This is a genomic window from Limnohabitans lacus, assembly GCF_030053395.1.
GTDB classification, from domain to species: domain Bacteria; phylum Pseudomonadota; class Gammaproteobacteria; order Burkholderiales; family Burkholderiaceae_C; genus Limnohabitans_A; species Limnohabitans_A lacus.
This window is the reverse complement of sequence record NZ_JASGBH010000001.1, coordinates 312,941-330,654: the sequence shown is the minus strand read 5'-3', so window position 1 is coordinate 330,654 and position 17,714 is coordinate 312,941. Positions and strand designations below refer to the sequence as shown.

General features: G+C 61.1%; 18 protein-coding genes. 7 read left to right on the top strand and 11 right to left on the bottom strand.

Features of this window, described 5'->3' with window-relative positions; all coding sequences use genetic code 11:
- Nucleotides 1–24: 24 nt before the first annotated feature.
- Nucleotides 25–1,179, bottom strand: a complete 1,155-nt coding sequence (locus QLQ16_RS01675) for a J domain-containing protein (RefSeq protein ID WP_283222947.1) — start codon at nucleotides 1,177–1,179, stop codon at nucleotides 25–27.
- A 113-nt stretch (nucleotides 1,180–1,292) separates the two neighbouring features.
- Between QLQ16_RS01675 and QLQ16_RS01670 the strand changes: the two genes are divergently transcribed.
- The 3 genes from QLQ16_RS01670 to QLQ16_RS01660 all read left to right on the top strand — a co-directional run bounded on the left by QLQ16_RS01670 (nucleotide 1,293) and on the right by QLQ16_RS01660 (nucleotide 5,507).
- Nucleotides 1,293–3,224 carry a B12-binding domain-containing radical SAM protein gene (locus QLQ16_RS01670; protein WP_283222946.1) on the top strand — a complete coding sequence of 644 codons (1,932 nt, stop codon included), beginning with the start codon at nucleotides 1,293–1,295 and terminating at the stop codon, nucleotides 3,222–3,224.
- A gap of 74 nt (nucleotides 3,225–3,298) precedes the next feature.
- Entirely contained in the window at nucleotides 3,299–5,095 is a 1,797-nt protein-coding gene (locus tag QLQ16_RS01665; protein ID WP_283222945.1) for an ATP-binding protein, read from the top strand.
- A gap of 28 nt (nucleotides 5,096–5,123) precedes the next feature.
- Nucleotides 5,124–5,507, top strand: a complete 384-nt coding sequence (locus QLQ16_RS01660) for a hypothetical protein (RefSeq protein ID WP_283222944.1) — start codon at nucleotides 5,124–5,126, stop codon at nucleotides 5,505–5,507.
- 34 nt (nucleotides 5,508–5,541) lie between these two features.
- Here the strand turns inward: QLQ16_RS01660 and QLQ16_RS01655 are convergent, their stop codons facing one another.
- From QLQ16_RS01655 to QLQ16_RS01615, 9 genes are all read right to left on the bottom strand, one after another.
- On the bottom strand, nucleotides 5,542–6,237 hold the full coding sequence (locus QLQ16_RS01655) for an SDR family NAD(P)-dependent oxidoreductase (protein ID WP_283222943.1): 696 nt from the start codon (nucleotides 6,235–6,237) through the stop codon (nucleotides 5,542–5,544).
- Entirely contained in the window at nucleotides 6,237–6,986 is a 750-nt protein-coding gene (locus QLQ16_RS01650; protein ID WP_283222942.1) for a formylglycine-generating enzyme family protein, read from the bottom strand. Before QLQ16_RS01650 ends, QLQ16_RS01655 begins: the two co-directional genes overlap by 1 nt.
- Nucleotides 6,983–7,372, bottom strand: a complete 390-nt coding sequence (locus QLQ16_RS01645; RefSeq protein ID WP_283222941.1) for a thiol-disulfide oxidoreductase DCC family protein — start codon at nucleotides 7,370–7,372, stop codon at nucleotides 6,983–6,985. The genes QLQ16_RS01650 and QLQ16_RS01645 overlap by 4 nt, the downstream gene beginning before the upstream one ends.
- Complete coding sequence (locus QLQ16_RS01640) at nucleotides 7,369–8,166, bottom strand: DODA-type extradiol aromatic ring-opening family dioxygenase (RefSeq protein WP_283223119.1); 798 nt, start codon at nucleotides 8,164–8,166, stop codon at nucleotides 7,369–7,371. Before QLQ16_RS01640 ends, QLQ16_RS01645 begins: the two co-directional genes overlap by 4 nt.
- Before the next feature lie 17 nt (nucleotides 8,167–8,183).
- On the bottom strand, nucleotides 8,184–8,843 hold the full coding sequence (locus QLQ16_RS01635) for a DsbA family oxidoreductase (protein WP_283222940.1): 660 nt from the start codon (nucleotides 8,841–8,843) through the stop codon (nucleotides 8,184–8,186).
- Between the two features lie 9 nt (nucleotides 8,844–8,852).
- Entirely contained in the window at nucleotides 8,853–9,725 is an 873-nt protein-coding gene (locus QLQ16_RS01630; RefSeq protein WP_283222939.1) for an alpha/beta fold hydrolase, read from the bottom strand.
- Entirely contained in the window at nucleotides 9,722–10,912 is a 1,191-nt protein-coding gene (locus tag QLQ16_RS01625; protein WP_283222938.1) for an MFS transporter, read from the bottom strand. The genes QLQ16_RS01630 and QLQ16_RS01625 overlap by 4 nt, the downstream gene beginning before the upstream one ends.
- On the bottom strand, nucleotides 10,912–12,009 hold the full coding sequence (gene aroC / locus QLQ16_RS01620; RefSeq protein WP_283222937.1) for a chorismate synthase: 1,098 nt from the start codon (nucleotides 12,007–12,009) through the stop codon (nucleotides 10,912–10,914). The genes QLQ16_RS01625 and aroC overlap by 1 nt, the downstream gene beginning before the upstream one ends.
- A gap of 87 nt (nucleotides 12,010–12,096) precedes the next feature.
- The gene (locus QLQ16_RS01615) at nucleotides 12,097–12,561 is read right to left on the bottom strand and encodes a CBS domain-containing protein (protein WP_283222936.1); all 465 of its coding nucleotides are present in this window, start codon (nucleotides 12,559–12,561) and stop codon (nucleotides 12,097–12,099) included.
- A 114-nt stretch (nucleotides 12,562–12,675) separates the two neighbouring features.
- Here QLQ16_RS01615 and QLQ16_RS01610 point away from each other — a divergent pair, with 114 nt between their 5' ends.
- The 4 genes from QLQ16_RS01610 to QLQ16_RS01595 are packed head-to-tail and all read left to right on the top strand — an operon-like array spanning nucleotide 12,676 to nucleotide 16,418.
- Nucleotides 12,676–13,974, top strand: a complete 1,299-nt coding sequence (locus QLQ16_RS01610; protein ID WP_283222935.1) for an O-acetylhomoserine aminocarboxypropyltransferase — start codon at nucleotides 12,676–12,678, stop codon at nucleotides 13,972–13,974.
- Complete coding sequence (locus tag QLQ16_RS01605; RefSeq protein ID WP_283222934.1) at nucleotides 13,971–14,789, top strand: alpha/beta fold hydrolase; 819 nt, start codon at nucleotides 13,971–13,973, stop codon at nucleotides 14,787–14,789. The genes QLQ16_RS01610 and QLQ16_RS01605 overlap by 4 nt, the downstream gene beginning before the upstream one ends.
- Nucleotides 14,786–16,099 carry a cytochrome P450 gene (locus tag QLQ16_RS01600; protein WP_283222933.1) on the top strand — a complete coding sequence of 438 codons (1,314 nt, stop codon included), beginning with the start codon at nucleotides 14,786–14,788 and terminating at the stop codon, nucleotides 16,097–16,099. Before QLQ16_RS01605 ends, QLQ16_RS01600 begins: the two co-directional genes overlap by 4 nt.
- 19 nt (nucleotides 16,100–16,118) lie before the next feature.
- Nucleotides 16,119–16,418 (top strand): Mpo1-like protein, encoded by a 300-nt coding sequence (locus QLQ16_RS01595; protein WP_283222932.1) that lies wholly within the window; start codon nucleotides 16,119–16,121, stop codon nucleotides 16,416–16,418.
- 18 nt (nucleotides 16,419–16,436) lie between these two features.
- Here QLQ16_RS01595 and QLQ16_RS01590 read toward each other — a convergent pair whose 3' ends face one another.
- Nucleotides 16,437–17,696: a YihY family inner membrane protein gene (locus tag QLQ16_RS01590; RefSeq protein WP_283222931.1), complete on the bottom strand. Its 1,260-nt coding sequence runs from the start codon at nucleotides 17,694–17,696 to the stop codon at nucleotides 16,437–16,439.
- Nucleotides 17,697–17,714: the final 18 nt, after the last annotated feature.

The following is a 17,714-nucleotide window of genomic DNA, read 5'->3' as shown; positions in this document are numbered from 1 at the left end:
GCGCAAGGCCGCCATGGCCTGCGCTCAGTCCCACCAGCCCGCAGGCTCCTGACGGGCTTTTTCTTTGGCCATTTGTGCCTGCTCTTTGAGCCAGCGTTTGAGCTCGGCTTCATGGGCAATCCGCCTCAAATCCGCCTCCAAAGTGTCCACCTCATGGCGTTGATCGGCCTGCATGCGCTGCAAGGCCTGGGTCATCAGGGCCTCGTCGGCATCGGCCCGCACCGCGATGCACAGCTCCCGAGACAGGCGAATTTGCAACTGCTCCAAATCATCTTCCAGCGCAGCGACCTGCTCCTTGAGCAAAGCGCACATGGCGGTCAATTTGTCATCGGCCAAGCGTGAGCTGGCCTTGGCATCGACTTGCGTGACCTGCATCTGCAAGCGCATCAAGGTGGTGAGGTCGGCTTTTTCGTAGGCGGCATTGACCTCGCTCATCAGCGCTGTTTTGTGTTCACGCGCTTGCGCATCGGGCTCGCGGTCGGGGTGCAAGGCGCTGGCCAACTGACGGTAAATGGTGCGCAAAGTCGTTTTGGCGTCGGCTTGGGGTGCCTCGGCTTGGTCGGCCACCGGTTTATTCTTGGCTTTGCGGGCCGCGCGCTTGTGGGCTTTGCGCTCGTCATCGGCTTGCTGCTGGCGCTGCCACTGGCGCATGCCGGCAGCCACCATGGCCTCGGGCGTCTTGTATTGGCTGGGGTTGTCGATGGGCTGGCCCAAAGCCGCCTCGATCTTGGCACGCACCCGCTCGGCGGCTTCGGCCAATTCGGCGGCTTCTTCCTGATCAAGCCCATCGTCGCCGTACAAATCGGCCAAGGCTTGAACTTGCGGATCGGCCAAGGGGGACAACACGTCGAGCAAGCTGCGCAACTTGTTGCGGGCCATGCGCTGCTGCTGTGCAGTCAAGTCGGCGCTGTGCAACTGGTCATGCAAGAACAGCAAAAGGCTTTTGCGCAATGCGCGCATCTGCTGCGCAGCGGTGTGCAGCGCCTGCACGTGCGCATGCCGGTGGCGGTCGGACCATGCCTGCAAGCGCTGCAGGTTGTGGGTCAGCCGCTCAATACGCGCCAACAATTCATTGAAACGCTTTTGGGCCGGGCTCAGTTGGACTTGTTCAGGGGCACGCAGGACCAGACCCGAAAAATCGGTCAAAGGCAAGGCATGGGAGACTGGGGTTTCGGACAAGGCGATCTCAATAGGGCAGATGGGGTGGGGCCGGACAAGGCTTACCCACTGGGGTGGCCCCGATGTTAAAGCCTGTGCACCGATAATCAGGCATACGTTTGTCCCTGCCGCCCATGTCCAGCCCCACCCCTTTCAAAGTGCTGAGCCTCATCCCTCCGATGACGCAACTCAACACGCCCTACCCGTCCACCGCTTACCTGACGGGTTTTCTGCGTTCGCGGGGCATCGAGGCGGTGCAAGAAGACCTGGCCTTGGCCACGGTGCTGGCCTTGCTCAACCGACAAGGCATCGCGGCGCTGCGCGATGCGGCGCTGGACTTGCCCGTCGAAGAACGCTCGGGGCCGGTGAACTTTTTTCTCGACCATTTCCACGATTACGCCGTCAGCATCGACCCGGTGATCGCGTTCTTGCAAGGCCGTGACAGCACACTCAGCCACCGCATCGCAGGCCGAGGCTTTTTGCCCGAAGGCGAGCGCTTTGCAGCGTTGGATGCGTACGACGACGACGGCACGGGCGATCCGATCGGCTGGGCCTTTGGTGCTTTGGGCCAGACCGACCGTGCTCGGCACTTGGCCACGCTGTACCTGAACGATCTGGCCGATGTGCTGCGCGATGCGGTGGACGAAGGCTTTGAATTTGTCCGCTATGCCGAACGACTGGCCGCGAGTCAGCCCAGCTTTGATGCCTTGGCCGATGCATTGGCGCAGCCCCCCAACCTGATCGACAGCACGCTCGAGCGTCTGGCGCTTGAGGCCATCAAGCGCTACCAGCCACAGCTGGTCTTGCTGTCCGTGCCCTTTCCCGGTTCGGTCTATGCGGCGTTTCGCATCGCCCAGTGCATCAAGCGGGCTCACCCGCACATACGCATCGGATTGGGCGGCGGCTTTGTCAACACCGAGTTGCGTGAGCTGAAAGACGCCCGCGTTTTCGACCATGTGGATTTCGTCACGCTCGACGGCGGCGAGCGGCCTTTGCTGAGCTTGATCGAGCACCTGCAAGGCCAGCGCAGCTTGCAAAGATTGCAACGCACCTTTGTGCGCAACGGTGCAGGCCAAGTGCAATACATCAACCTGCAAGAGCCCGACATCGCATTTGATGACGTGGGCACACCGACTTGGGATGGCTTGCCTCTGCACAAGTACTTGTCGCTGCTGGACATGCTCAACCCGATGAACCGGCTGTGGAGCGACGGGCGCTGGAACAAGCTCACCGTGGCGCACGGCTGCTACTGGAAGAAGTGCAGCTTTTGCGATGTGAGCTTGGACTACATCAGCCGCTACGAAACCGCGCAGGCCAGCACCTTGGTGGACCGCATCGAACAGATCGTGGCCGAAACGGGCCAGACCGGCTTTCACTTTGTGGACGAAGCGGCGCCACCCAAAGCCCTCAAGGCCCTGGCCGAGGAAATCCTGCGCCGGGGCGTGCAAATCTCTTGGTGGGGGAACATCCGATTTGAGAAAACCTTCACCCCCGAGCTGTGCGAGCTGTTGGCCCAAAGCGGCTGCATTGCCATGTCGGGCGGTCTCGAGGTCGCTTCTGACCGCTTGCTTGCGCTGATGAAAAAAGGCGTCTCGGTCGAGCAGGTGGCGCAAGTGACCAAAGGCTTTGCCGATGCGGGCGTGCTGGTGCATGCCTACCTGATGTATGGCTTTCCCACGCAGACCGTGCAAGACACGGTGGACGCGCTCGAATACGTGCGCCAGCTGTTTGAAAACGGCTGCATCCACAGCGGCTTTTTCCACCGCTTTGTCTGCACCGTGCATTCGCCCGTGGGGCTGAATCCTGATGCCTATGGCGTGACGCTGCTGCCCCTACCCGAAGGCAGCTTTGCCAAAAACGATGTGGGCTTTGTCGATCCGACCCCGATGCCGCCAGGTGTGGACCATGACTTGCTGGGCCAAGGCCTCAAAAAAGCCATCTACAACTTCATGCACGGCGTGGGGCTCGATCAGGATGTGCGGGGGTGGTTTGATCTGCCACGGGGCGTCTGCCCCAAGCCCACCGTCAAACGCAATAAGATCTCTCAATCATTTACCATTAATTGATTACAATTTATTTTTAATCATAATCAAGGTTTGTGTTTGGAGATCCTATGGAGCGCGAGCCCAATACAAACCGTGTGAACACAATCCCCAAATCACGTGAGCCAACCCATGCGGTTCGTCGACCTTGGGTGCCCGTGGCGATGCGGGGTGAACGCGGTCAGCTCTTCCTGACTTACCTGAGCATCCTGGCCTTGGCCAATCTTGCATTTGGGCTGGTGTCGTGGCGGCTGGGCTATACAGAAGGCGCATGGTTACACCTTATCGGGCTGCTGATCAATGGCTTGGTGATCGCATGGCGATGGCGCGGCAATACCCTGCCGGGCTTGGTGATCTTCACGCAATGGACATTGCTGTTACAGGCGCTGGCATTGGCTTGGACCAGTGGAGGCATTTTTTCCCCTATGCTGATCTGGCTTTCCTGGGCTTGTTTGCCTTCGGTGATTGAGCGATCGGTACGGCACGGTCACTGGTGGATCGGCGCGAACACACTCCTCATTTTGGCCATGTACCTTTATGCCCTGCAAGGTGGCGAGGTCATGCTGGGGGTGGAGCCCAAAATGCTGGTGCACTGGCACCTGTTGGTGGCACTGCTGGTCTTGGCATTCCAAATGGGCTTGTTGCATCGTTTGCAGCGATTGCGCATCAAAAGACTGGAACGTCTGCATCGTCACACACGCCTGCTGCAACGCATGCGAAACGATCTGGTTCACGCTCAAAAACAAAAGGATATTTTTGTCGCATCGGTCAGCCATGAGCTGCGCACCCCGATGAATGCCATCTTGGGCCTGGCCGATCTGATTGAAAACGACAAGCGCTTGCCTGAAGACATCAAGATCAAAGTCGGGAACATCCAAAAATCCTCTGAACACCTGCTGACCATCATCAACGACCTGCTCGATTATTCCCAGATATCGGCAGGTGCCTTGCGCATCGTCCACGAGCCTTTTGACCTGCACGACACACTGAAAACGGCTTACATGATCTTGCAATCGCGAGCCCACACGAAAGCCATTCGCTACACGCTCAACATGGGCCATGGTGTGCCGCGATGGATTGTGGGCGATGCGCACAGGTTGACACAGATCCTGGTGAATCTGTTGGGCAACGCCGTCAAGTTCACCCACGAAGGTTTTGTCAGCCTCAGATGCCAATACGAGGAAAGCATCGAAGATGCTCAGCACGGCACCTTGCACATCGAAGTTCGTGACAGTGGAATTGGCATCCCCTCTGAAAATTTGGCCAAGCTTTTTGAGCACTTCGTACAAGCCGATGACAGCATTTCCCGTCGCTTCGGTGGCAGCGGTCTTGGCCTTTCCATCACGCGCGACCTGGTCGAGGCCATGGCGGGCAAGATCGGTGTTGACAGCACTTCAGGGCAAGGCAGCCGCTTTTTCATCAGTCTGCCCTGCCAGAGCACGACAGCGCCCCATACCCCGATCGACAGTGAGGTGCCTTTGCAAGAGCAAGGCCCCATCCGAATCCTGATCGTGGATGACAACCCCCTCAATCGTCAGATTGCCTCTCTACAACTGCGACGCCAGCTCCTGGAAGCCGTGATCGAAGAGGCCGCAAGTGGTCAAGAAGCCCTTGAGAAAATTCAAGACCGCCCCTTCGATGTGGTGCTGCTGGACCTGTTGATGCCTGGTATGGATGGCTTCGAAACCACCCAAAAAATACGCCTTGAATTGGCCAAACCTCTGTGTGAGATTCCCATCATTGCACTGACGGCCTGCAACGATCCACGCGAATACGAGCGCTGTATGGCCGTGGGCATGAACGAGGCGATTGCCAAGCCATTTGACCGCGAATTGCTCGGCAAAAAAATCCTTCAATATGCGCGACGCAGTACCCGAAAAAATGATGATGTCTGACAAGAATCTTTGGACACTGATGTGTCTGATGGCCTTTTTCGCAGTGCCCTCCCTCCATGCCGCCGAGCCTTTGTGCGAATACCGCAACCTCGAAGTGGATGCAAAGACCGGGGACATTCGCTTCATCACCCCCGTCAAAACAGGCCCCGAAGACTGTACAGATTCCAGCGCTGCCCAAGTCGAAATTGATCCGAGTTGGCGCCAAAAACTCCCGTCCAGAGTGCGTTGGATGCAAAGCGCTGACGCTCTGACCTTATGCCAAACAAGCCAAACGCCATTGGGGCGGCGCATGCTGGTGTTGCCTCAGCAAGGCTGCGTTTTTTTGCAAATGCAGCAAGCGTGCACGATCGTGACAACACAAGCGTTGTCGCATGCCCAGCTGACCAATGCCGTGCGCAGTTGTGTGCCCTGAAACCATGGACCCTACACCCGCCTGAACAAACACATCACCAAGGGATGGTTTGCCCCTTGTGGTCCATGAACCAGGCACGGCCTGTCGGCTGCAAGGCATCCAGGACCTTCAGCAGGTTCGTGGCCGAGTCCAGCGGATCCAAAGCCGCATCGCCCACAAAAGGCTGGCTCAAGGCCGAGCGCACCGTGCCGGGCTGAAGCGCCGCCACCACCGCCAAGGGTCTTCGGCGTGCGATTTCAATGCTGGCCGTTTGCAGCAACATGTTCAGTGCGGCCTTGGCCGAGCGGTAACCGTACCAACCGCCCTTGTGGTTGTCGTCGATGCTGCCCACTCGCGCCGACAACTTGGCCCAGATCACCCGCTCTCCCGAGGCCAGCAATGGCGCGACATGTTTGAGCAGCAAGGCTGGTCCCACCGCATTGAGGTGCATGGCGCGCAGCAAGCGATCGGCATCCAATTCATCGAGCCGCTTTTCGGGGCCCTGTCCGCCCAGCGTGAGCGCACCGGTGGCATCGATCACCAAATGGAATGGTCCGGCATGCGCCATTGAAGCGGCGCAACGGGCCAAGCTGGCCTCGTCCAGCAGGTCAAATCCAGGCTGCGTGGCGCGTGAAATGCCCAGCACCTGTTCGCAACGCGGATCGGCCTTGAGCCTTTGCACCAAGGCCCCACCGATGGCGCCACTGGCGCCGAACACCACAGCGCGGTAACCCTGAGGCAACGACTGCATCATGGCTGCGCCTTGCGCTGGCTGCTGGGCTGAGCTTGCGGGTCATACACACAGCGAAAGCCGATGTACACGGCGTAGAAATTGGCGGGTTTGAAGGCCACCACATCGGCCTTCATGTTGAAAGCGCCATACCACCAGGAGCCGCCCACCGTTCGGCGCTCTTGGCCTTGGGCATCGGTGGTCCATTCCCAAACATTGGCCCCCATGTCGTACAAGCCATTGACGCCTTGACGGGTCGCGCCAGCAGGCGCTGCACGGGGCCATGGGTCGGCGTCACTGGTGTTGGCCCCTTGCGGGCTGTCGCCGGTCGTCCAGGCATAGGTGCGACCTTTGACCCAAGGCGCAGGGGGCGCATCGCGCGATTCGGTAAAGCCCGCCTTTTGCCATTCAGCGCCCGTGGGCAAACGACCGCCCGCCCAACGGCAATAGGCCTGGGCTTCCTCAAAATCCAGATGCACAGCCGGCATATCGCTGTGCGTCGCTTGGCCATCGGGTTGTCGCCAGGACCAGCCCGGGCGGCGCTCCCAGCCTGCGCCGTATTCAAAACCGCCACCTTCTTTTTCGGCCCGCGTGACCGTGCCGGTGGCCCGCACGTAGCGTTCAAACTGCCCGATCGTGACTTCGGTGCGGTCGATGGTCACAAAGGGCAAGGCCACCTTCTCGCCCACCTGCGCATAAGCGGCGGAGATGGCCCACAAAGCCGCAGCGCCCCAGCCGCTTGCACGGAACACGCAGCGCGACAAGTTCACGACCGCTCCTCCCTCGACCAGCGCCGAACCCACTGTTGCAAGCGGGGTCGAATGGGCAAAAACAAACGGTACGCAAACTCAAAAAGCCAGGACATTGGCGGCCAAGCCGACAAGTAGCCCAGCCAGCGCCAACCCGGAAACTGTCGCCACATCTGAGAAAACGCCGCCGCACCACTGAACAAGCGGCCCTGGGGGTCGCGCACATGAAAACGGGCCATGGCGGCCGCACAACTGAGGTCTTCGCCCAAAGCCTGACCTTCGCTCACATCCAGCCAAGCCAGGCAGGCCGCTTGCGGCAGGCGACGGTACAGCGCGATCTCGCGCCTGCACAGCGGGCAAGAGCCATCAAAGTAGACCGTCAAACGTGGCTCGGTTTCTGTGGTCATGAGAAGCTGAACGCGTCCATGGACAGCGACCCGTAAATCACTTCGCGGCTGATGTATTGCGGCAAGGCCTCGCTGCCGAGCCCCCAGCCTGCAGCGCCCAGCGCAAAGTAAATCGGCAAAAAATGTTCGTCGCTGGGGTGTGCCCGCGCAGCGCTAGGCGCACGGGTGCGGTAGTCCAGCATGGCGCTCAGGTCGCGGCTTTGCAGGGTGCTCTCCACCCAGCCGCAAAACGCGGTGACATACGGCTCGGTGGGTCCCGCTTCGCGGCGCAACTCACGCAGGTTGTGTGTCATGCTGCCTGAGCCGATCAGCAAAATGCCTTGCTCACGCAGGGGCGCCAAGGCCTGACCCATGGCGTAAATCACCGAGGTCGGCACATGGGCCGGCAAAGACAGCTGCACCAGCGGCACATCCGCTTGCGGGTACATCTGGCGAATGGGAATCCAGGCCCCGTGGTCGTAGGGGCGCTCGGGGTCTTCACCACAAGGCAAGTCGGCCGCCTGCAGCAAAGCCAACACGCGTTGGGCCAATTCAGGATCGCCCTTGGCGGGGTACTGCAATTGGTACAGCGCCTCGGGAAAGCCGCCAAAGTCGTGCCAGGTTTCAGGCTCAGGGGTGCTCATGACACCGATGCCGCGCGTCATCCAGTGCGGCGACATGATCACGATCCCTTGGAGCCTTGGCGCTGGCGCGTGGGCCTGCACCCATGCGCTCAAGGCCGGGCCCGTGGTGCCCGGGTCGAGCGCAAACATGGGCGAGCCATGCGAGACAAACAAAACCGGTGTGCGGGGCATGGCGGCGGGACCGGTGTTCAAGACACCTGGCCTGCGGCGATCTGGCGCAAGGCCTGCTCAAACACTTCCACGGGCTGACCGCCCGAGATCAGATGGCGGTCGTTGATGATGACCGCAGGGACCGAGCGGATGCCCGCTTGCACGTAATACTGCTCACGCTCGCGCACCGCCAAAGCGTTGTCCTGGTTGGACAGCACCTGTCGTGCAGCAGCCACATCCAGACCGGCATCGGCCACCGCGGCCAGCAAGACCTCGGGGTCTTCCACACATTCCGCACGGCCTTGGTAGGCGCGCAGCAAGGCTTTTTTCAAGGCATGCTGCTGGCCTGCGCCTTGGCCCTCGGCCCAGTGCAGCAAGCGGTGCGCTTCAAAGGTGTTGTACACACGGCCACGACCGCCAGGGTGAAACTCAAAACCCACCTCGGCACCCCGCGCGGAAATGGTCTGGCGGATCTGGGCTTGTTGCTCAGGCGTGGAGCCGTACTTTTCGGTCAGGTGCTCGCCCAAGTCCTGGCCGCCAGGCGGCATGTGGGGGTTCAGCTCAAAAGGCTGGAAATGCAACTCAACCTTGACCTCGCCTTGCAGGCGCTCCAAGGCTTTTTCGAGTGAACCCAATCCCACCGCGCACCAGGGGCAAGCAATGTCGGAAACAAAATCGATTTTCAACGTGGCGGTCATGGCCATCCTTCAAAGCGTTTGGGGCACAAGGCCCAAGGTGTTCAACAAGGCCAGGTTGAATGGCGCGGCAGCTTCGAACTGCACCCAATGCCCAGCACCCGGCACAGTGTGCCACTGCCCCCAATTTTTTGCCCAAGCCTGCATGGCCAAGTGGACTTCGGGCAAGCGCCAACGGTACAAAGCGTCGTGCTCACCGTACATGGCGCTGATGCGGCAGGTCAGGCGTGGCAAGGCTTGCGCCACGATGTCGGTCGAAGACAAGCGCCTTCGCGGCATGCGGTCACGCTGCACATTGGCCGCATGCAGGCTCAGCGCCAAACCATCCAAAGCTGTGGGGTCTTGCAGCATCAAGGCCATCAGGTTGTGCCGGTGCACTTCGGTTTGCGCCTCGGGGGTGGGCAGGTGCCGCCAACCCTTGAGCGGGATCCGCTCTGGCAATGCAAAGCCCATCCCGGGCGCGCCCACCAAGACCAAATGCTGTGCATCCTGCGGAAAAGCCTCAAGCCACAGCGCTGCCGCCATGCCGCCAAAGGAAAAGCCCACCAAGGCCACCGAACCCACCGGGTTCAATTGGCGCAAGCCCTCGTGCAGGTGCACAGGCAAAGCATCCACATCGGTGCAGCCTGAGGGCAATTCTGAATCGCCAAACCCCGGCAAGTCGGGCACCAGAACGCGCCAGCCGGCATCGCGCAAGGCCGCGATGTTGCGCACCCAATGCGTCCAGCTGCCGCTGCCGCCGTGCAACAAAACCACCACCGGCCGGTCGGCCTCTCCCCATGTGTGCCACACGGTGGCTGCGCCTTGACACTGCGTCACATGCCGCTGCACACCGGCCAAATCGCGCTTCAAATCAGCGGGCAAAAAATTCGGCAAGAGCTTCATGGCAGGGCATCCTGAGCCTTGGCCGGATGCTGCAAACGCCAGACCTTGTAGGCCGAAGCGGTGGCCACCAAGCTGGTCAGCACGCTGATGGCAAAAACCGATTGCAAACCCCAACGCTCACTGAGCACGCCACCGAGCAAACCGCCCAGCACCCCCGGAAAGCCATATGCGATCACGGTATACAAGGCTTGGCCGCGGCCCCGCAAACGCCCCGGAAAGTGGTGCGACAGCAAGGCAATGCAGGCGGTGTGGTGCGCTGCAAAAGTCAGCGCATGGATGGCTTGCGCCAGCAGCAAGACCCACAAGACATCGGCCCACACGGTGGTGAGCGTCATGCGCAGCACCATGGCCGCCGAACAGGCCACCAGCCAAGCGGTCAAAGGCAGGCGCGGCAGCCAGCGTGACTGGGTGAAGAACCACACGATCTCGACCGCGACCGACACCGCCCACAGCAAACCGATCATGGTTTTGCTGTAGCCCAGCGAATCGAGGTACAGCGAGAAAAACACATAAATGCCGATGTGCGAGAGCACATGGAAAAACGCGGCCGCAAAAAACCAACGGACAGGCTCTTGCCGAAGCACCGGCCCCACGGGCAAATGCGTGTGGTCGGCGTGCACCGCTTCTTTGAGGTCAGGCAGCCACAAGGCGCTGAGCAAAACCGCTCCCAAACTGAACACCGTCCAGCCCGGGAAATGGTGCATGCCAAAGGCCTCGAACCAGGCGCCGGCCACAAACACCGTCACCAAAAACCCGAGCGAGCCCCACAGGCGCACACGCCCGTAGCGCTTGGCATCAAAGCCACCGCCTTGGCTGACCAAATGCGCCATGGCCGCTTCGCTCATGGGCATCATCGAACTCGTGTGGGTGAACATGACCAGCAAGACCACGCCCAGACCCACCGGACCCCAGTTCAGCCACAGCAAGCAAGCAGAAGCAAAAGCCACCGCCGCGCCCAGGCGCAGCAGCTTGACCCGCTCACCGGTGCGGTCGCTCAGAGCACCCCAAGCATAGGGCGCAAACAAACGGGTGGCCGCTTGCACCGAGGTGAGCACGCTGATGGCCAACAGGCCCATGCCCATCTCTTTGAGCCACAGCGGCAAGTAGGGATTGAAAAACCCGATGTGGGCGAAGTACGCGGCCGACATGGCCGCAAATGGCAACAGCTGCTTGCGGCTGTCGGGCATCAGGGTTTGACGGCAGCGATCGGGGCCACGGCATGCGCCACATCACCGCATTGGGCTCGGTGTTGCAGAACATGGTCCATGACCACCAAGGCCAGCATGGCCTCGGCAATCGGCGTGGCACGGATGCCCACGCAAGGGTCGTGGCGGCCCTTGGTGATGACCTCGGTCGGCTGGCCGTTCGAGTCGATCGACTCGCGTGCAATCAAAATCGAGCTGGTCGGCTTGACAGCGATCGACACTTCCAAGTCTTGACCGGTGGTGATGCCGCCCAACAGGCCGCCGGCGTTGTTGCCCACAAAGCCCTCGGGCGTGAGGGCGTCGCCGGCCGTGCTGCCCTTTTGCGTGACGCAGCCAAAGCCAGCGCCGATCTCCACGCCCTTGACGGCGTTGATGCCCATCATGGCATAAGCGATGTCGGCGTCCATCTTGTCAAACAGCGGCTGGCCCAGGCCCACGGGTACGCCCTGGGCCACCACACGCAAACGCGCACCACACGAATCGCCCGACTTGCGCAGTGCGTTCATGTAGTCCTCCAAGGCCGACACATCGGCCACGGGGGCGAAAAACGGGTTGTTCGGGACATGGTCCCAGCTCTCAAAGCCAATCGGCACATCGCCGATTTGCGTCATGCAGCCCACAAAGGTGGTGCCCAGTTTCTCCTTGAGCCACTTCTTGGCCACCGCACCCGCAGCCACCATGGGCGCGGTCAGGCGGGCCGACGAACGGCCACCGCCACGCGGATCGCGCAGGCCGTATTTGCGCCAGTAGGTGTAATCGGCATGCCCCGGGCGGAAGGTCTGCAAGATGTCGCCATAGTCCTTGCTGCGCTGGTCGGTGTTCTGGATCAGCAGGCAAATCGGGGTGCCGGTGGTCAGGCCTTGGTACACGCCCGAGACAATTTGCACCGCGTCGGGTTCGTTGCGCTGGGTGACGAATTTGCTGGTGCCTGGGCGGCGGCGGTCCAGATCAGGCTGGATGTCGGCCTCAGACAGCGGCAAGCCCGGTGGGCAGCCGTCGATCACGCAGCCGATGGCCGGGCCGTGGGATTCACCAAAGTTGGTGACGTTGAATAGGGTTCCGAAGGTATTGCCGCTCATGCGTGGATTATCCCCGAATGGCGGCGTCCCAATGGAAAAGGGCCTGACGCAAGCGCTGCGTCAGGCCCTTTGAAGGGGTGGGTGAGCTCAGATTTTGACAGCAGGCTCGGCGTTGGCTTCGTCGGGCCAGTCGCGGATGTAGGCCTTGAGCATCTTGTTTTCGAAGTTCTGGCCATCGACCACGGCCTTGGCCACGTCGTAGAAACTGATCACGCCCATGAGCATGCGGCCGTCCATGACGGGCATGTAACGGGCATGGCGGTCCAGCATCATGCGGCGCACTTCGTCCAGATCGGTTTCGCTGCTGCAAGTCATGGGCGTGCTGTCCATCGCATCGTTGACGGTGGTGTTGCCCACCTGACCGCCGTTTTTGACGATGCGCTGGATCACCTCACGGAAAGTGAGCATGCCGGCCAGCTCGCCTTTGGCCATCACCACCAGGGAGCCGATGTCTTTTTCAGCCATGAAACTCATGGCCGTGCCCAAGGGTTCATCGGGCATCACGGTGAACAAGGTGTTGCCTTTGACGCGGAGGATGTCGCTGACTTTCATGGTGTGTCTCCTGAGGGTCGAACCGAGGTGAATTTGGTTCTCAATATAGCCCACAATGGATGCAAAGCGTAGCGAAACAAGCTTGCCGCATACTTTCTTTTTCGGAGACTTTTCATGGCTGGTTACAGCGACCCCGGATTTGACACCCTCGCCCTGCACGCAGGCGCCGAACCCGACCCCAGCACCGGCGCCCGCGCTGTGCCGATCCACCTGACCACCTCGTTTGTGTTCGAGTCCAGCGACCAGGCTGCCGCCCTGTTCAACCTGGAGCGCCCGGGCCACGTCTACAGCCGCATCAGCAACCCCACCAACGCGGTGCTGGAGCAGCGCATCTCGGCCCTCGAAGGCGGCATTGGCGCCATCACCACCGCCAGCGGCCAAGCGGCGCTGCACCTGAGCATTGCCACCCTCATGGGTGCGGGCTCGCACATCGTGGCGTCCACCGCTTTGTATGGCGGCTCACACAACTTGCTGCACTACACGCTCAGCCGTTTTGGCATCAGCACCACCTTTGTCAAACCGGGCGATCTGGACGCGTGGAAAGCCGCCGTGCAGCCCAACACCAAGCTGTTTTTTGGCGAGACCGTGGGCAACCCGGGCTTGGACGTGCTGGACATCCCGGCCATCAGCGCCATCGCGCACGAAGCCGGTGTGCCCCTGTTGGTGGACTCCACCTTGACCTCGCCCTGGCTGATCAAGCCTTTTGACCACGGGGCCGATCTGGTCTACCACTCGGCCACCAAGTTTTTGTCGGGCCACGGCACCGTGGTGGGCGGCGTGGTGGTCGATGGCGGCAGCTTTGACTGGGACAAGTCCGGCAAATTTGCCGAGCTGAGCCAAGCCTACGAGGGCTTTCACAACATGGTCTTCAGCGAAGAAAGCACCGTGGGCGCCTTCTTGTTGCGCGCCCGCCGCGAAGGCCTGCGCGACTTTGGGGCCTGTATGAGCCCGCACACCGCCTGGCTGATCTTGCAAGGCATCGAGACCTTGCCCTTGCGCATGGCCCGCCACATGGGCAACACCGAAAAGGTGGTGGCCTTTTTGGCAGCACACCCGCTGGTCAGCCGCGTGGGCCACCCCATGTTGGAGACACACCCTTCGCATCAGCTCGCGCAAAAGCTGTTGCCTCGCGGCGCTGGCTCGGTGTTCAGCTTCGACATCCAGGGCAGCCGTACCCAAGGGCAAAAGTTCATCGAAACCCTCAAGGTCTTCAGCCACCTGGCCAATGTGGGCGACTGCCGCAGCCTGGTGATCCACCCGGCCAGCACCACGCACTTTCGCATGAGCGATGAAGCCTTGGCCGCCAGCGGCATTGGCCCCGGCACGATCCGCCTGTCGATTGGCCTGGAAGACCCCGACGATTTGATCGATGACCTGAAAAAAGCCCTGAAGGCTGCGGAGAAAGCCGCATGAAAATTTCTGTCCAAGGCCACGAGCTCTACGCCTACACCGGCGGCAAAGACTTCAATCCCGCACAACCCACGGCCGTCTTCATCCACGGTGTGCTCAACGACCACAGCGTCTGGATTTTGCAAACCCGCTACCTGGCGCACCACGGCTGGAACGTGTTGGCCATCGACCTGCCGGGCCACTGCAAAAGCGCAGGCACTCCCCCGCAAAGTGTGGAAGAAGCGGCCGACACCGTCATCGCTTTGCTCGACGCCCTGAAGATTGAGCGGGCCGCCTTGATCGGCCACAGCTTCGGCTCGCTGATTGCGCTGGAAGCCACGGCACGCGATGCCGTCCAATCCCCTGGCCGGGTCAGCCGTCTGGTCATGGTCGGCACGGCCTACCCGATGCGCGTCTCGCCCGCCCTGCTCGACTTGTCGGTCAGCGCACCGTTCAAGGCTATCGACATGGTCAACAGCTTTTCACACTCCACATTGGCGCCACCGCCTTCGGCCCTGGGCCCCGGCACTTGGCTGTATGGCGGCAGCAAGGCACTCATGCGCCGCGTGCTGGCCAGCAACACCCAGGTCAATGTGTTCCACACCGGCTTCAAAGCCTGCGACAGCTATGCCGGCGCCGAAAAGGCCATGCCACAAGTGACTTGCCCCACCTTGTTTGTGCTGGGCAAGGCCGATCAGATGACGCCGCCCAAAGCCGCGCAAAGCCTGATCCAGCTGTGTGCCCACCCCACCGTGGCGCAGTTGCATGCAGGTCATTCGCTGATGACCGAAGCGCCTGAAGGCGTACTGCAAGCCCTCAAAGATTTCCTGAAACCATGAGCATCACCCCACCCTTGTCGCCCAAGCGGGCGCAAGACATTGCCCGAACGCTGGACTTGCGTGCGCTGCCGCGCGATTTTTTGGACAACCCCTATCCGGTCTATGCCGCGCTGCGCGAGACCGAGCCCTTCAAGCGCATGCCCGATGGCTCGTACTTCCTCACGCGCCATGCCGACTTGGTGGCGGTGTACCGCGACGCCAAGGTCTTCAGCTCAGACAAACAAGTCGAGTTCGGCCCCAAATACAACCACGCGCCCTTCAACCAGCCGCCCTACACCGCCGCTGGCGGTGTAGCCCCGCTGTTTGAGCACCACACCCACAGCCTGGTCTTCAACGACCCGCCGCTGCACACCCGGGTGCGCCGCCTGATCATGGGCGCCCTCACCCGCCGCGCCATCGAGGCCATGGAGCCTGGTCTGATCAGTCTGGTCGACAGCCTGCTGGACAAGATCGAGGCTCAAGGCGGCGGCGACCTGATCGAGGACTTTGCCTCGGCCATTCCGGTGGAGATCATCGGCAACTTGCTGGATGTGCCGCATGCCGACCGCGAACCTTTGCGTGCCTGGTCGCTGGCCATTCTGGGCGCACTGGAGCCCTCGCTCACGCCCGAACAAGAAGCCTTGGGCAACCGCAGCGTGAATGAATTTTTGGCCTACCTGCGCGAGCTGGTGGCCCAGCGTCGCCAGCACCCGGGCGACCCCGAGCACGATGTGCTGACCCGCTTGATCCAAGGCGAGGACAATGGCGACGCCTTGAGCGAAGTCGAGCTTTTGCAAAACTGTGTCTTCCTGCTCAACGCCGGACACGAAACGACCACCAACCTGATTGGCAACGCACTCATCAGCCTGCAAGAATGGCCCGAGCAGCGCATGCGCCTGTTGTCGGACCTGCAGCAAGCCCCCGACGAAGAAGCCGAGGAACAGATCCTGGGTTTGGCGGTGGACGAATTCCTGCGCTTTGAGTCGTCCAACCAACTGGGCAACCGCCGCGCCTTGCAAGCCACGCAGGTCAATGGGGTGGATTTGCCCGCAGGCGCCTTGGTCACGCTGTGCATTGGCGCGGCCAACCGCGACCCGGCGGTTTATGAAAATCCCGAGCAGCTGGACCTGCGCCGCACCGGCAACAAGCACCTGGCTTTTGGCTTTGGCGTGCACCAGTGCGCAGGCCTGAGCTTGGCGCGACTGGAAGGCCGCATCGCGATTGGCCGCTTTTTGCGGCGCTTTCCCGAGTACCGCTTGACCCGCGAACCCGAGCGCGGTGGGCGAGCCCGTTTCAGAGGCTTTTTGAGCGCCCCCTTCAGCACCCGTTAAAACACAAGAGAAGACAACCATGACCCACAGCAGCTTTGCCGAGTTCTACCCCTTTTATTTGAGCGAGCACAACAACCGCACCTGCCGCCGTTTGCACTTTGTGGGCAGCACGCTGTCACTGATCTGCTTGGCCATGCTCGCCTACACCGGCAAGCCGCAATACTTTTTGTATGGCCTGCTGTGTGGCTATGGCTGCGCGTGGATCGGCCACTTTGGCTTTGAGAAAAACAAACCCGCCAGCTTCAAGCGCCCCCTCTACAGCTTCATGGGGGACTGGGTCATGTACAAGGACATCTGGAAGGGCAAGATCCCCTTTTGAGGGTGAATCCAGGTCCCCTCAATGCTGAGGGGTCCATGCGATAGGCAACATGCTGGACAAAGGCGTTTGGTCCAGGCCTGTCGCCATCCAGAAGGGATAAGACGCCGATTCTTGGCGCAACAGCAATCGATTGACCAAGGGCCCTGCCTGCGTCTCGGTGGGGTTGATCAGCAGCACATGGCGTGAAGCCTGCGGCCCACCGTCGTCGCGCAACAAGCCCACCCAGTCCAAGCCGCGCAAGACTTCGAGCACCCCATTGACCTCACGCACATCCAGGCGCAGCTGCACGCTCATGGCATCGGCCGTCATGCCGTGGGGTGCCGTTTGGCGGGCGGCATGCAAGGCGGCCAACACCTCCAGCGCCACACGGAACGACCAACCGGCCCCCTCGGGCTGGCGCAAATGCTGGCGCCTCACCTCGGGCATGCTGGCCGCGATCACGGCGCCCAAAAGCACGATCACCCAAGTCACATAAATCCAGACCAGCAAGATCGGCACCGCCGCAAACGCGCCATAAATCAGCGAATACGTCGGAAATTGCGTCAGGTACACCGCCAACAGTTTCTTGGCGATCTCGATGCCACCAGCGACCAAGAAGCCTGCCGTCAGGGCATGGCGCCACTGGACCCGAGCGTTGGGCACATAAAAATACAAGCCGCTCAGGCACGCCACCAACAAGAAGAACTCCACCCCATCGAGCAAACCGCGCACGATGCCGGGCAAAACGTTCACCACATCTTGCGAGGCGGTCACCACATACGAGGTGATGGCCAGACTGGCGCCCAGAAACAAAGGGCCCAAAGTGATGGCCGACCAGTACAGCAAGACCCGTTGCGCCAGGGGCCGCTGCCGGTCAACGCGCCAAATTTGCCCCAAGGTGCGCTCGATGGTCACCATCAAAGCCACGGCCGTCATGACCACCGCCACCAAACCCACTGCGCCCAAGCGGCTGGCTTTGCGTGAGAACTGCGTCAGGTAGTTCAGCACCTGGCGCGAAATGCTCTCGGGCACCAGGCTGTCGATCAGCCAGCGCTGGATGGTGTCCTGGAACTTGCCAAACACCGGAAAGGCCGCAAACACCGACAGACCCACGACAAACAAAGGCACCAAGGCCAGCACTGTGGTGAAGGTCAAAGAACTGGCGCTCACGCCCAAACGCGCATCGCGAAATCGCTGCGCCAGAACACCCAGCATCTGACGCCAAGGCAACTCGGTCAGCTCTTGCCACCAAGCTTTGAAATGTTCGCGCCAAGTCAGCACGGGAGGAAGGGATTTCATGACCGGTATGATGCCACC

What these genes read in the sequence shown, in the direction of transcription:
- QLQ16_RS01670 (WP_283222946.1), top strand. Translation starts at nt 1,293, where the DNA reads ATGTCCAGCCCCACCCCTTTCAAAGTGCTGAGCCTCATCCCTCCGATG.
- QLQ16_RS01590 (WP_283222931.1), bottom strand. Translation starts at nt 17,696, where the DNA reads ATGAAATCCCTTCCTCCCGTGCTGACTTGGCGCGAACATTTCAAAGCT.
- QLQ16_RS01630 (WP_283222939.1), bottom strand. Translation starts at nt 9,725, where the DNA reads ATGAAGCTCTTGCCGAATTTTTTGCCCGCTGATTTGAAGCGCGATTTG.
- QLQ16_RS01645 (WP_283222941.1), bottom strand. Translation starts at nt 7,372, where the DNA reads ATGACCACAGAAACCGAGCCACGTTTGACGGTCTACTTTGATGGCTCT.
- QLQ16_RS01635 (WP_283222940.1), bottom strand. Translation starts at nt 8,843, where the DNA reads ATGACCGCCACGTTGAAAATCGATTTTGTTTCCGACATTGCTTGCCCC.
- aroC (WP_283222937.1), bottom strand. Translation starts at nt 12,009, where the DNA reads ATGAGCGGCAATACCTTCGGAACCCTATTCAACGTCACCAACTTTGGT.
- QLQ16_RS01600 (WP_283222933.1), top strand. Translation starts at nt 14,786, where the DNA reads ATGAGCATCACCCCACCCTTGTCGCCCAAGCGGGCGCAAGACATTGCC.
- QLQ16_RS01595 (WP_283222932.1), top strand. Translation starts at nt 16,119, where the DNA reads ATGACCCACAGCAGCTTTGCCGAGTTCTACCCCTTTTATTTGAGCGAG.
- QLQ16_RS01610 (WP_283222935.1), top strand. Translation starts at nt 12,676, where the DNA reads ATGGCTGGTTACAGCGACCCCGGATTTGACACCCTCGCCCTGCACGCA.
- QLQ16_RS01660 (WP_283222944.1), top strand. Translation starts at nt 5,124, where the DNA reads ATGGCCTTTTTCGCAGTGCCCTCCCTCCATGCCGCCGAGCCTTTGTGC.
- QLQ16_RS01605 (WP_283222934.1), top strand. Translation starts at nt 13,971, where the DNA reads ATGAAAATTTCTGTCCAAGGCCACGAGCTCTACGCCTACACCGGCGGC.
- QLQ16_RS01655 (WP_283222943.1), bottom strand. Translation starts at nt 6,237, where the DNA reads ATGCAGTCGTTGCCTCAGGGTTACCGCGCTGTGGTGTTCGGCGCCAGT.
- QLQ16_RS01640 (WP_283223119.1), bottom strand. Translation starts at nt 8,166, where the DNA reads ATGCCCCGCACACCGGTTTTGTTTGTCTCGCATGGCTCGCCCATGTTT.
- QLQ16_RS01615 (WP_283222936.1), bottom strand. Translation starts at nt 12,561, where the DNA reads ATGAAAGTCAGCGACATCCTCCGCGTCAAAGGCAACACCTTGTTCACC.
- QLQ16_RS01625 (WP_283222938.1), bottom strand. Translation starts at nt 10,912, where the DNA reads ATGCCCGACAGCCGCAAGCAGCTGTTGCCATTTGCGGCCATGTCGGCC.